Consider the following 11,723-nt stretch of genomic DNA (forward strand, 5'->3'; position numbering starts at 1 on the left):
GCCTGATTTATCATCCGTTATACTACTCCCCGTGTCCGGGTAGGAGTGCGTATGAATCAAATGTATGGGCAGCTGGTGAGCCGGGCAGCTATTGCCGCGACGGTAATGGCCTCGTTGCTGCTGGTAATTAAAATTTTTGCATGGTGGTACACCGGATCGGTGAGCGTGCTGGCGGCGCTGGTAGATTCGTTGGTAGATATTGCCGCCTCTCTGACCAACCTGCTGGTGGTGCGCTACTCCCTCCAGCCGGCGGATGATGAGCATACCTTCGGGCACGGCAAGGCCGAGTCGCTGGCAGCACTGGCACAGAGCATGTTTATCTCCGGTTCGGCGCTATTCCTCTTTTTAACCGGTATTCAGCACCTTGTTAGCCCCGAGCCAATGAACGCACCGCAGATCGGCATCATCGTGACGTTGGTTGCGCTGGTGTGTACTGTGATCCTCGTCACCTTTCAGCGTTGGGTGGTACGAAAAACGCAAAGCCAGGCCGTGCGCGCCGATATGCTTCATTATCAGTCTGATGTTATGATGAATGGCGCTATTCTCATCGCGCTGGGCCTGTCGTGGTATGGCTGGCACCGGGCGGATGCGCTCTTTGCGTTGGGTATTGGAGCCTATATCCTCTACAGCGCGCTGCGTATGGGGTATGAAGCGGTTCAGTCGCTGCTGGATCGCGCGCTGCCCGATGAGGAGCAGCAGGAAATAATCGCTATCGTTACGCGTTGGCCGGGGGTCAGCGGGGCACACGATCTTCGCACGCGGCAGTCAGGGCCGACCCGCTTTATTCAGATTCATTTGGAAATGGATGACAATCTCCCGCTTGTTCAGGCGCATCTGGTGGCCGAGCAGGTTGAAGAGGCGATTTTGCGCCGTTTCCCGGGTTCCGATGTGATCATCCATCAGGACCCTTGTTCCGTAATATCCCAAGGATGAATTTCCTGGCGTAAGAACAGGTTACAAGGTGTAAAAAGGTGAAGCAGACCAGCATTTTGTGCGTAAATTACCGCCATTTGGTCTGACCTGAATCAATTCAGCCAAGGGAGATTGATATACTATGCGCAGCATAGCCATTCACTCCCAGGGGCGTCGCTTCGGGCAAGAATTTATTTTGCATTCCTAAGTTCAGAGGTAGTCATGATTAAGAAAATCGGTGTGTTGACAAGTGGTGGTGATGCGCCTGGCATGAACGCTGCAATTCGTGGCGTAGTCCGTGCAGCATTGACTGAAGGTCTGGAAGTTTGCGGCATTTACGACGGCTATCTGGGCCTGTATGAAGATCGCATGGTGCAGCTCGACCGCTACAGCGTCTCTGACATGATCAACCGTGGTGGTACGTTCCTCGGCTCTGCTCGCTTCCCGGAGTTCCGTGAAGAGCACATCCGTGCCGTGGCTATCGAAAATATGAAAAAACGCGGCATCGACGCGCTGGTGGTCATCGGCGGCGACGGCTCCTATATGGGGGCAAAACGCCTGACCGAGATGGGCTTCCCCTGCATCGGCCTGCCGGGCACCATCGATAACGACGTTGCCGGGACCGACTACACCATCGGCTACTTCACCGCGCTGCATACCGTTGTAGAAGCAATTGACCGCCTGCGTGATACCTCCTCTTCCCACCAGCGTATCTCCATCGTTGAAGTAATGGGCCGCTACTGTGGCGATCTGACCCTGGCGGCGGCTATCGCCGGCGGCTGCGAGTTTATCGTCCTGCCGGAAGTTGAGTTTAACCGTGAAGATCTGGTGAACGAAATCAAGGCCGGGATCGCGAAGGGTAAAAAGCATGCCATCGTTGCGATTACCGAGCACATCTGCGATATCGACGAGCTGGCGAAGTACATCGAATCTGAAACCCAGCGTGAAACCCGCGCGACCGTTCTCGGCCATATCCAGCGCGGTGGCTCTCCGGTTCCTTATGACCGTATTCTGGCTTCCCGTATGGGTGCGTATGCCATTGAACTGCTGCTGCAGGGCTACGGCGGCCGCTGCGTCGGTATTCAGAACGAGAAGATGGTGCATCATGACATCATCGACGCTATCGAAAATATGAAGCGTCCGTTCAAGGGCGACTGGCTGGATTGCGCTAAGAAACTCTACTAATCCCTTCTATAGACCCGGCGCTGACCGGGTCTACACCTCCCATTCTTTATTCCCGCTCGTTATAGCCAATCTTTTTTTATTCTTTAATCATTGATTCGCTTTCTGGCACGCTGAGTTCATCACAACACAATTCAACCTATAAGCGAGTGAGCGATGAACAAATGGGGTGTAGGGTTAACGTTGCTGCTGGCCTCCGGCAGCGTTCTGGCAAAGGACATTCAGCTGTTAAACGTCTCATACGATCCAACGCGTGAGCTATACGAGCAGTATAACAAGGCGTTTAGCGCGCACTGGAAGCAGGAAACCGGTGATAATGTGACCATCCGCCAGTCGCACGGCGGTTCAGGCAAGCAGGCCACCTCTGTTATCAACGGCATTGAAGCCGACGTGGTGACGCTGGCGCTGGCCTATGACGTTGATGCTATTGCCGAGCGTGGGCGCATCGATAAAAACTGGATCAAGCGTCTGCCGGATAACTCCGCGCCCTATACATCCACCATCGTTTTCCTGGTGCGTAAAGGCAACCCAAAACAGATCCATGACTGGAACGATCTGATTAAGCCGGGTGTCTCGGTGATCACGCCGAACCCGAAAAGCTCCGGCGGCGCACGCTGGAACTACCTGGCGGCGTGGGGCTATGCTCTGCACCACAACAACAATGACCAGGCTAAAGCGCAAGACTTCGTGAAGGCGCTGTTCAAGAACGTAGAAGTGTTGGACTCCGGCGCACGCGGTGCGACCAACACCTTTGTTGAGCGCGGCATCGGTGACGTGCTGATCGCCTGGGAGAACGAGGCGCTGTTGGCGACCAACGAACTGGGCAAAGACAAGTTTGAAATTGTCACCCCGAGCGAATCTATCCTCGCCGAGCCGACCGTCTCCGTGGTCGATAAAGTGGTTGATAAGAAAGAGACCAAAGCCGTGGCTGAGGCCTATCTGAAGTATCTCTACTCGCCGGAAGGGCAGGAGATCGCTGCGAAAAACTTCTATCGTCCGCGTAACCCGGACGTAGCGAAGAAATATGACAGCGAGTTCCCGAAACTGAAGCTGTTCACCATTGATGAAGAGTTTGGTGGCTGGACAAAAGCCCAGAAAGAGCACTTCTCCAACGGTGGTACCTTCGACCAAATCAGCAAGCGTTAAGCGTAACGGCCCTGCGGGGCCGTTTTTTTTGCCCCACCATTAATGGCGTTTACTGAATCGTCCTGTCGCCGTAGACTCGGTGAAAAAATAGCAGGAGACAGGTATGTCATTCTGGTTAACGCACCCTCTGTTCCTTCCCTCACTGATTATCGGCATCACCATCGTGCTGTGGGCGACCTCCCTACTGCCGGAGTTCATTACCGCGCTGCTCTTCTTTGCCGCCGCCATGGTGACCAAAATCGCTCCGGCGGACGTTATCTTTGGCGGCTTTGCCTCATCGGCATTCTGGCTGGTCTTTAGCGGCTTTGTGTTAGGCGTGGCGATCCGCAAAACCGGACTGGCGGACCGGGCGGCGAGGGCCATCTCGGCAAGGCTGACCGATTCGTGGCTACTGATGGTGGGTAGCGTGGTGCTGTTGAGCTACGCCCTGGCGTTTGTCATGCCGTCCAACATGGGACGTATCGCCTTGTTGATGCCCATCGTTGCTGCAATGGCGGCGCGAGCCGGGATCCACGAGGGATCGCGGGCATGGTTTGGCCTGGCGCTGGCGGTGGGCTTTGGCACCTTCCAGCTTTCCGCGACTATTCTGCCCGCTAACGTGCCGAATCTGGTGATGAGCGGCGCGGCAGAAGGGGCGTTTGGTATCCATCTCAACTATGTTCCCTATCTGCTGCTGCACACGCCGGTGCTGGGTATTTTAAAGGGGCTGATCCTGATTGCGCTTATCTGCTGGCTCTTTCCCGGCAAGCCGCATGCGGCGCGCGATCTTGAACCTGCTACGCCGATGAGCCGGGACGAGAAGCGGCTCGCCTGGATGCTGGCGGTGGTACTCATTCTGTGGGTGACGGAGAGCTGGCACGGTATTGGCCCGGCCTGGACCGGTCTGGCGGCGGCCTGCGTTACGCTGCTGCCGCGTATCGGTTTTATTAGCGGCGAGGAGTTCGCTACCGGGGTGAACATTCGCACCTGCATCTACGTGGCAGGCATTCTGGGTCTGGCGATCACGGTGACGCAAACCGGTATCGGCCGCGCCGTAGGGGATGCGCTGCTGCACGTTATGCCGCTGGATCCACACAGCCCGTTCACTAGCTTTGCGGCCTTGACCGGCATTACCACCGCGCTTAACTTTATCATGACCGCCAACGGCGTTCCGGCGCTCTATACCAGCCTGGCGCAAAGCTTCTCTGATGCCACTGGTTTCCCGCTGCTATCGACGATTATGATTCAGGTGCTGGGTTACTCGACGCCGCTGCTGCCGTATCAGGCTTCGCCGATTGTGGTGGCAATGGCATTAGGCAAGGTGCCTGCGCGGGCGGGGATGCTGCTCTGTCTGGCGCTGGCGGTCGCGACGTATCTGGTGCTGCTGCCGCTGGACTATCTGTGGTATCAGGTACTGGGACAGCTGTAAAAAAGCCCGGTGGCGCTTACGCTTACCGGGCCTACATTACCGTAGGGCGGGTTAGCGTAGCGCCACCCGCCGTTACAATATCAATTACGCCTGCTTAGCCGCTTCAGCTGCTTTCACAATCACTGCGAACGCGTCAGCTTTCAGGGAAGCACCGCCAACCAGTGCGCCGTCGATATCCGGCTGGGTGAACAGTTCAGCTGCGTTAGAGGCGTTAACCGAGCCGCCGTACTGAATGATGACCTGCTCAGCTACTTTCGCGTCAGCTTTCGCAATGTGGTCACGGATAAACTTATGCACCGCCTGCGCCTGCGCCGGGGTCGCTGATTTGCCGGTACCGATAGCCCATACCGGTTCGTAGGCGATGACTACGCCTTCAAACGCGGCTGCGCCCTGGGTTTTCAGCACGGCGTCGATCTGACGGGCGCACACTTCTTCGGTTTTACCCGCTTCGTTCTCTTCTTCGGTTTCACCGATGCACAGAACCGGGATCAGGCCCTGCTCTTTCAGCACGGCGAATTTTTTCGCGATCAGCTCGTCAGACTCTGCGTGGTAGGTGCGACGCTCAGAGTGACCGATAATGATGTACTGTGCGCCAACGTCTTTCAGCATCTCAGCGGAGGTTTCACCGGTGAAGGCACCGGAGAGGTTCACGTCAACGTTCTGCGCGCCGAGGATAATGTGGCTGCCTGCTGCGGCCTGTTTCGCCAGATCCAGATACATTGCCGGCGGCGCGATCGCTACGCCGCAGCCGGTGACGCCAGCCAGCTCTTTACGCAGGTTAGCTACCAGCTCGTTTACCATGTGGCGGCTGCCGTTCAGTTTCCAGTTACCCATCACTAAAGGATGTCGCATTTTTATTCTCCACGCTTTGTCAGCGAATCAAGGAATATGGCTGCCGTTTGCAGGCAGCATGGTTGTCAAACAGTATAGAGATTCATCCCTGCAAAGGCTTTGCTTTTTATCATTTATTGTTACCTTCAGCACTATCAGATAGCGTCAGCTTAATCGGTTCAACAGCGAAGGTCAGCCCTTTTTCACCGTTATCTGCTGCAACATAGCGCAACGCGCCCTCGGTCTCGGCATACCAGGCTTTGCCTTTGCCTTTGTTCAGCAGCCTCTGCAGCTTTTGCAGGCTGTTGGCTTTGCTCAGCTGCGGTGAAAAGGCGCGTAATACCGCCGCCATATACTCCTGCGCTTTGGCTTTTGACGCCTTCTGCTCTGGCCCCTGCACGGGCAGCCAGGTGATCTGCATCGATTTGATCTTCAGCGTGCCGCGCTCAAGGGCCGTAGAGGCGTAGAGCGACTCGTTGATTTTGCTGGCGGCCCGCGTCAGGTTCGCCCGATCGTTGCGCGATTCAATGGCGCGAAACTCGTTGAGCACCAGCCCAGGATTATCGGCGTTGAACTTCTCCCGGAACTGACTAATAGATTGATCGAAGGTTGGCGCACCCGCCAGCAGATAGGGGGCCGTGGCCGCCTGGGGAACCTCTACCGCCAGTGCAGGCAGGCAAAACGCCAGCCAGGCCAGCAATACGCTCCATCTTTTCATGATCTCTCCCTCTGTTTAGCTATCCCGATTAAAACGATAACCGTCTGGCTTGTCAAAAGCTGACCTGACTAAGGTAAACTACGCAGCACTACGATTATAAGGAACCTTACATGACCATACAGCAGTGGTTATTCTCATTTAAAGGACGTATTGGACGTCGTGACTTCTGGATCTGGATAGCGCTCTGGGCGCTGTCGATGGTGGCACTCTTTTCGCTGGCGGGAAGCGGGCTGGTGGATCTGCAGCTGGCAGCCTTTGCGCTGGTAAGCCTGCTCTGGCCTACCACCTGCGTGGTGGTAAAACGGCTGCACGATCGCGGTAAGTCGGGCTACTGGGCCCTGCTGCTGGTGCTGGCGTGGATGCTGCTGGCCGGGCGTTGGGACGTGCTGGGCGGCGTCTGGACATGGGCGGTGGGGCGCTTTATCCCGACGCTGATCATGGTCATGCTGCTGGTGGATCTCGGCGCGTTTCTTGGCACGCCGGGCGAAAACAAGTTTGGTAAGGCGACGCTGGACGTTAAGTTCCGTTAGCGTCTGCCTATTGCCTTTGTTACCAGTAGTGCTCAGCGGTCATATGGCCCGGACGACGGCGCAGGTGTTTGGCCATCTGCCGGGTCTCTTTCAGCAGCTGCTGAGTATCACGTACCATCTGCGGATTGCCACACAGCATCACGTGGCTATCTTCAGCGCGCATTGTCAGCCCGACGGCGCGCTCTAGCTCCCCGCTCTCAATCAACGCCGGTACGCGACCATGCAGCGAGCCGGCTACCGTTTCGCGACTGACGACCGTCTGGATCCGCAGTCTACCCTCGTAGCGCTTTTGCAGCTCCAGCATCAGCGGCAGATAGCTGAGATCCTCGGCATAACGCGCGGCATGGACCAGCACCAGGTTTTTAAAGCGCTCAAGGTCTTTTCCTTCCTGCAAAATCGACAGATAGGGGCCGATGGCTGTCCCGGTTGCCAGCATCCACAGCGTTTCACACTCGGGGATCTCTTCCAGCACAAAGAATCCGGCCGCCTCGCTCACGATCAGCACCTCATCGCCCGGCTTCAATGCTGCAAGGCGCGGACTAAGCTTGCCGTCCGGTACGGTGACCAGGTAAAACTCCAGATTCGGATCGCTGGGGGCGTTAACGTAGGAGTAGGCGCGCTGCACGCGCTCGCCGTCAATCTCCAGACCCAGCTTGGCAAACTGGCCCGCTTTGAAGGGGTGAATGGGAGCATGAACGGTGAGACTAAAGAGCGCGTCGGTCCAGAATTCAACCTTCGTAACTTTTCCTGTAACCCAATCCGCCATGATCGTCTCCTGTTCTGTATAACCTTATCTTCGTCGCTTAAAGCGAACTTTTCCAGCCCGAGCGGGCCGGAAAGCTCGATTGATCAAATGACCTTAAAGAATGTGTCGCTGTACGTCTGTATCTTTGCGGTCAAGGTAGTGAATGGACTGGATCCGGCGGATAGTGCGGGATTTACCGCGGATCAGCAGGGTTTCGGTGGTGGCCATATTGCCCTTGCGAGTAATGCCGTCGAGCAGATCGCCCTTGGTGATACCGGTGGCGGAAAAAATTACGTTATCGTTGCGGGCCATGTCGTCCAGCTGCAGCACGCTGTCTGCTTCGATACCCATCTCTTTACAGCGCGCCAGCTCCTGCTCGCCGATGCGGCGATTCTCTTCGCTGTCGCCCTTGACGTGATGACGCGCCAGCAAGCGGCCCTGCATATCACCGTCCAGCGCACGGATCGCGGCGGCAGAGACCACGCCCTCTGGCGCACCGCCGATGCCGTAGAGCACGTCCACTTCGCTGTCTGGCATGCAGGTCAGAATCGAGGCGGCCACGTCGCCATCGGGAATAGCAAACACGCGCACGCCGAGCTGCTGCATCTGGGCGATGACTGCATCGTGGCGCGGCTTCGCCAGGATCGTCACGGTCAGTTCATCGAGAGGCTTACCGAGTGCGGCGGCCACGTTACGCAGGTTCGCTTCCAAAGGAAGGTTAAGATCGATAGCGCCCTTTGCGCCAGGGCCAACGATCAGCTTCTCCATATACATATCCGGCGCGTTCAGGAAGCTACCCTTGTCGCCTACGGCCAGCACCGCCAGCGCATTGGCCTGGCCCATCGCCGTCATACGGGTACCTTCGATAGGATCGACGGCAATATCCACCGCGTCGCCCTGACCGGTGCCAACGCGCTCGCCGATATAGAGCATCGGCGCTTCGTCGATCTCACCCTCGCCAATCACGATGGTCCCGTCAATATTGACCTGATTGAGCACAATGCGCATGGCGTTAACCGCCGCGCCGTCGGCAACGTTTTTATCGCCCCGGCCCAGCCATTTGTAACCGGCCAGCGCGGCCGCTTCCGTCACGCGGGAAAATTCAATCGCAAGCTCTCGTTTCATTGCACACTCGTCGTTAAAGAACGTCATTAAAGAAATTGTGCAAAGTTTAACACAGAGAGAGGAGAGGGATGCCCCCTCTCCGGGCGGAGAGGGGAGCGGGGTGAGGATTACTCGTCGTGTTCTTCCCACGCCATGGCGCGTTTCACGGCTTTTTTCCAGCCGCTGTAGCGGTAGTTACGCTCGGTGGTTTCGATGCCCGGACGGAACTCGCGCTCGATAACCGCCTTCTCCTGCAGCTCGTCGAGGTTCTGCCAGAAGCCGACCGCCAGGCCTGCCAGGTAGGCTGCGCCCAGCGCCGTGACTTCGCGAACTTCCGGACGCTCAACGCGGGTACCGAGAATATCGGACTGGAACTGCATCAGGAAGTTATTGGCTACCGCGCCGCCGTCCACGCGCAGGGCGTGCAGGCGAATGCCGGAGTCGGCCTGCATGGCCTCCAGCACGTCGCGGGTCTGGTAGGCAATGGATTCCAGCGTTGCACGGATGATGTGGTTTGAGTTGACGCCACGGGTCAGGCCGAAGATTGCCCCGCGGGCATAGGGATCCCAGTAGGGCGCGCCGAGGCCGGTGAAGGCCGGCACCACGTACACGCCGTTGGTATCTTTTACCTTGGTGGCAAAGTATTCCGAGTCAAACGAGTCGCTGATCAGCTTCATCTCGTCGCGCAGCCACTGAATGGAGGCCCCCGCCATAAATACCGCGCCCTCCAGGGCGTAGTTCACCTCGCCACGCGGGCCGCAGGCGATGGTGGTTAGCAGGCCGTGCTCAGAGGCTACCGCCTTCTCGCCGGTGTTCATCAACATAAAGCAGCCGGTGCCATAGGTGTTCTTCGCCATCCCCTGCTTGACGCAGAGCTGACCAAAGAGCGCCGCCTGCTGGTCACCAGCGATCCCGGCGATAGGAATACGCGTGCCGCCCTTGCCGCCGATGTTGGTCTGACCGTACACCTCGGAGGATTTACGCACCTCTGGCAGCATAGCGCGGGGAATGTCCAGCACCTCCAGCATCTTGTCATCCCACTCCAGGGTGTGGATGTTAAACAGCATGGTTCGAGAAGCATTGGTGTAGTCGGTGACGTGGACGCGCCCCTGGGTCATCTTCCAGATCAGCCAGCTGTCGACGGTGCCGAACAGCAACTCGCCACGCTTAGCGCGTTCACGAGAGCCGTCAACGTGGTCAAGGATCCACTTCACCTTGGTGCCGGAGAAGTAGGGGTCGATCACCAAACCGGTGGTAGCGCGGATATAGTCTTCCAGGCCGTCGCGCTTCAGATGCTCGCAGATGTCGGCGGTGCGACGGCACTGCCAGACGATGGCGTTGTGGATGGGCTTACCGGTCTCTTTATCCCAGATCACCACGGTTTCACGCTGGTTGGTGATGCCGATAGCGGCAATCTGATCGGAGCTGATGTCGGCTTTCGCCAGCACTTCTACCAGCGTTGAGCTTTGGCTGGCCCAGATCTCCATCGGATCGTGCTCAACCCAGCCTGGCTTAGGATAAATTTGTTCAAATTCGCGCTGTGACACGCTGATGATATTGGCGTCGTGATCCATTACCACGGCGCGAGAGCTGGTTGTACCCTGGTCCAGCGCAACGATATATTTTTTCTCAGTCATCTTTTTTTCCCGTAGTCACATTACAGCGACGCTTTATGTTGTGCGGCAGTGGTAGCTGGCTCTTTCACTTCTTCCTCGCAGGTGTCGCAGGGCAGGTGGCGGCCAATCAGCTTACGATAACCAAACGCGCCGAGCGCTGCACCTGCTACCGGCCCGAACAGCGGGACCAGGAAGTAGGGAATATCTTTGCCGCCGGTAAAGGCAACGTTGCCCCAGCCTGCAAGCCAGGCGAAGGCTTTTGGCCCGATATCACGCGCCGGGTTCATCGCAAAGCCGGTCAACGGCCCCATAGAGGCACCAATCACCGCGATCAGCAGGCCAATCAGCAGCGGAGCCAGCGGGCCACGAGGAATACCGTTGCCATCATCGCCAAGTGCCATGATCACGCCCATGAGAATAGCGGTAATCACCATTTCAACCGCGAAGGCCTGCACAAAATTGATGTGTGGGTTCGGATAGGTTGAAAATATTCCGGCCAGATCCAGGCTCTCGACGCTGCCGCGGACCATGTGGTGCGTCTGTTCAAAATCGTAAAACAGGTTGTAGTAGAGGCCGTAGACCAGTGCGGCAGCACAAAACGCGCCTGCAAACTGCGAGGCGATGAACGGTGCGACTTTGCGCCCGTCAAAGCAGGCAAATAGCCACAGGGCAATGGTTACTGCCGGATTGAGATGCGCACCGGAGACGCCGGCGGTCAGGTAGATGGCCATCGCCACGCCCAGACCCCAGATGATACTGATCTCCCACTGGCCAAAGGAGGCACCGGCCACCTTTAGCGCCGCAACACAGCCAACCCCGAAGAAAATCAACAACCCGGTACCGAGGAACTCGGCGATGCACTGGCCTTTTAAGGTCGATGTTTGACTCATAATCGGATCCTAAAGTGTGTGTAATGGTTATTGTTAGCATGGCGAGCAGAGACAACCATGATGTCTGTAGACACAGTGTTAATTTATCGTTAACGAACAAAAACGAGAAATATCGAACTTAAAATGTGTGTGCTGCGTCAATAAAATGAGCGTTTTCGCGCTATAGAGCGCCTGTTTTTTGTAAGGGGTAATAGTGCGCTGAATCATTTCATTAACGAATCGGTTAACAAATCATGAGAAGCCGAGCGGTGTAAACCAGGCGAAGGATGAAAAGTGTTGCAAACCGCAAACTACGTGCCCTGGCGCTGGACAGGGGCGACGGGGCTTCATACAATCGGGGCTATGTTGTGCGCGTTTACATTCAAGCGTCGCCTTGCAATTCAGGAGAGGTATGACCATGTCATTAGAAGTGTTTGAGAAACTGGAAGCAAAAGTACAGCAGGCGATTGACACCATCACGTTACTGCAGATGGAAATCGAAGAGCTGAAAGAGAAAAACAACGGCCTGTCGCAGGAAGTGCAGAATGCGCACCACCACCGCGAAGAGCTGGAGCGTGAAAATCATCAGCTGCGCGAACAGCAGAACGGCTGGCAGGATCGCTTACAGGCGCTGCTAGGTCGCATGGAAGAGGTTTGATTCC

General features: G+C 56.7%; 12 protein-coding genes. 6 read left to right on the forward strand and 6 right to left on the reverse strand.

Annotated features, from left to right (window positions below; translation table 11 throughout):
* Nucleotides 1–51: 51 nt before the first annotated feature.
* The 4 genes from fieF to FN633_RS02440 all read left to right on the forward strand — a co-directional run bounded on the left by fieF (nucleotide 52) and on the right by FN633_RS02440 (nucleotide 4,648).
* On the forward strand, nucleotides 52–933 hold the full coding sequence (fieF, locus tag FN633_RS02425) for a CDF family cation-efflux transporter FieF (protein ID WP_154056609.1): 882 nt from the start codon (nucleotides 52–54) through the stop codon (nucleotides 931–933).
* A gap of 201 nt (nucleotides 934–1,134) precedes the next feature.
* On the forward strand, nucleotides 1,135–2,097 hold the full coding sequence (pfkA, locus tag FN633_RS02430) for a 6-phosphofructokinase (protein ID WP_042394569.1): 963 nt from the start codon (nucleotides 1,135–1,137) through the stop codon (nucleotides 2,095–2,097).
* Between the two features lie 153 nt (nucleotides 2,098–2,250).
* Entirely contained in the window at nucleotides 2,251–3,240 is a 990-nt protein-coding gene (locus FN633_RS02435; protein WP_154056610.1) for a sulfate ABC transporter substrate-binding protein, read from the forward strand.
* Between the two features lie 103 nt (nucleotides 3,241–3,343).
* Nucleotides 3,344–4,648, forward strand: a complete 1,305-nt coding sequence (locus tag FN633_RS02440; RefSeq protein WP_154056611.1) for an SLC13 family permease — start codon at nucleotides 3,344–3,346, stop codon at nucleotides 4,646–4,648.
* Between the two features lie 84 nt (nucleotides 4,649–4,732).
* Here the strand turns inward: FN633_RS02440 and tpiA are convergent, their stop codons facing one another.
* Both tpiA and FN633_RS02450 read right to left on the reverse strand, forming a co-directional pair.
* Nucleotides 4,733–5,500 (reverse strand): triose-phosphate isomerase, encoded by a 768-nt coding sequence (gene tpiA, locus FN633_RS02445; protein ID WP_042394578.1) that lies wholly within the window; start codon nucleotides 5,498–5,500, stop codon nucleotides 4,733–4,735.
* A 109-nt stretch (nucleotides 5,501–5,609) separates the two neighbouring features.
* Nucleotides 5,610–6,197, reverse strand: a complete 588-nt coding sequence (locus FN633_RS02450; RefSeq protein ID WP_154056612.1) for a DUF1454 family protein — start codon at nucleotides 6,195–6,197, stop codon at nucleotides 5,610–5,612.
* A gap of 110 nt (nucleotides 6,198–6,307) precedes the next feature.
* On the opposite strand from FN633_RS02450, the gene FN633_RS02455 reads away from it, so the two are divergent.
* On the forward strand, nucleotides 6,308–6,727 hold the full coding sequence (locus FN633_RS02455) for a DUF805 domain-containing protein (RefSeq protein ID WP_042394584.1): 420 nt from the start codon (nucleotides 6,308–6,310) through the stop codon (nucleotides 6,725–6,727).
* 19 nt (nucleotides 6,728–6,746) lie between these two features.
* On the opposite strand, the gene fpr is transcribed toward FN633_RS02455, so the two are convergent.
* The 4 genes from fpr to FN633_RS02475 all read right to left on the reverse strand — a co-directional run bounded on the left by fpr (nucleotide 6,747) and on the right by FN633_RS02475 (nucleotide 11,082).
* Entirely contained in the window at nucleotides 6,747–7,493 is a 747-nt protein-coding gene (fpr, locus tag FN633_RS02460) for a ferredoxin--NADP(+) reductase (protein WP_154056613.1), read from the reverse strand.
* Nucleotides 7,494–7,586: 93 nt separating this feature from the next.
* Nucleotides 7,587–8,597, reverse strand: a complete 1,011-nt coding sequence (glpX, locus tag FN633_RS02465) for a class II fructose-bisphosphatase (RefSeq protein WP_154056614.1) — start codon at nucleotides 8,595–8,597, stop codon at nucleotides 7,587–7,589.
* A gap of 107 nt (nucleotides 8,598–8,704) precedes the next feature.
* Nucleotides 8,705–10,213: a glycerol kinase GlpK gene (gene glpK / locus FN633_RS02470; RefSeq protein WP_042394594.1), complete on the reverse strand. Its 1,509-nt coding sequence runs from the start codon at nucleotides 10,211–10,213 to the stop codon at nucleotides 8,705–8,707.
* Between the two features lie 20 nt (nucleotides 10,214–10,233).
* Nucleotides 10,234–11,082 (reverse strand): MIP/aquaporin family protein, encoded by an 849-nt coding sequence (locus FN633_RS02475; RefSeq protein WP_042394598.1) that lies wholly within the window; start codon nucleotides 11,080–11,082, stop codon nucleotides 10,234–10,236.
* Nucleotides 11,083–11,473: 391 nt separating this feature from the next.
* Between FN633_RS02475 and zapB the strand changes: the two genes are divergently transcribed.
* Entirely contained in the window at nucleotides 11,474–11,719 is a 246-nt protein-coding gene (gene zapB, locus FN633_RS02480; RefSeq protein WP_103821672.1) for a septal ring assembly protein ZapB, read from the forward strand.
* Nucleotides 11,720–11,723 lie beyond the last annotated feature (4 nt).

Origin of the sequence: Pseudescherichia vulneris (genome assembly GCF_902164725.1) — a bacterium.
In the GTDB taxonomy this organism is placed as follows: domain Bacteria; phylum Pseudomonadota; class Gammaproteobacteria; order Enterobacterales; family Enterobacteriaceae; genus Pseudescherichia; species Pseudescherichia vulneris.

Excerpts from the sequence above, each read along its gene's own strand:
- pfkA (WP_042394569.1), top strand. The coding sequence starts at position 1,135 with ATGATTAAGAAAATCGGTGTGTTGACAAGTGGTGGTGATGCGCCTGGC.
- FN633_RS02435 (WP_154056610.1), top strand. The coding sequence starts at position 2,251 with ATGAACAAATGGGGTGTAGGGTTAACGTTGCTGCTGGCCTCCGGCAGC.
- glpX (WP_154056614.1), bottom strand. The coding sequence starts at position 8,597 with ATGAAACGAGAGCTTGCGATTGAATTTTCCCGCGTGACGGAAGCGGCC.
- FN633_RS02440 (WP_154056611.1), top strand. The coding sequence starts at position 3,344 with ATGTCATTCTGGTTAACGCACCCTCTGTTCCTTCCCTCACTGATTATC.
- fpr (WP_154056613.1), bottom strand. The coding sequence starts at position 7,493 with ATGGCGGATTGGGTTACAGGAAAAGTTACGAAGGTTGAATTCTGGACC.
- FN633_RS02475 (WP_042394598.1), bottom strand. The coding sequence starts at position 11,082 with ATGAGTCAAACATCGACCTTAAAAGGCCAGTGCATCGCCGAGTTCCTC.
- tpiA (WP_042394578.1), bottom strand. The coding sequence starts at position 5,500 with ATGCGACATCCTTTAGTGATGGGTAACTGGAAACTGAACGGCAGCCGC.
- glpK (WP_042394594.1), bottom strand. The coding sequence starts at position 10,213 with ATGACTGAGAAAAAATATATCGTTGCGCTGGACCAGGGTACAACCAGC.
- fieF (WP_154056609.1), top strand. The coding sequence starts at position 52 with ATGAATCAAATGTATGGGCAGCTGGTGAGCCGGGCAGCTATTGCCGCG.
- FN633_RS02455 (WP_042394584.1), top strand. The coding sequence starts at position 6,308 with ATGACCATACAGCAGTGGTTATTCTCATTTAAAGGACGTATTGGACGT.
- FN633_RS02450 (WP_154056612.1), bottom strand. The coding sequence starts at position 6,197 with ATGAAAAGATGGAGCGTATTGCTGGCCTGGCTGGCGTTTTGCCTGCCT.
- zapB (WP_103821672.1), top strand. The coding sequence starts at position 11,474 with ATGACCATGTCATTAGAAGTGTTTGAGAAACTGGAAGCAAAAGTACAG.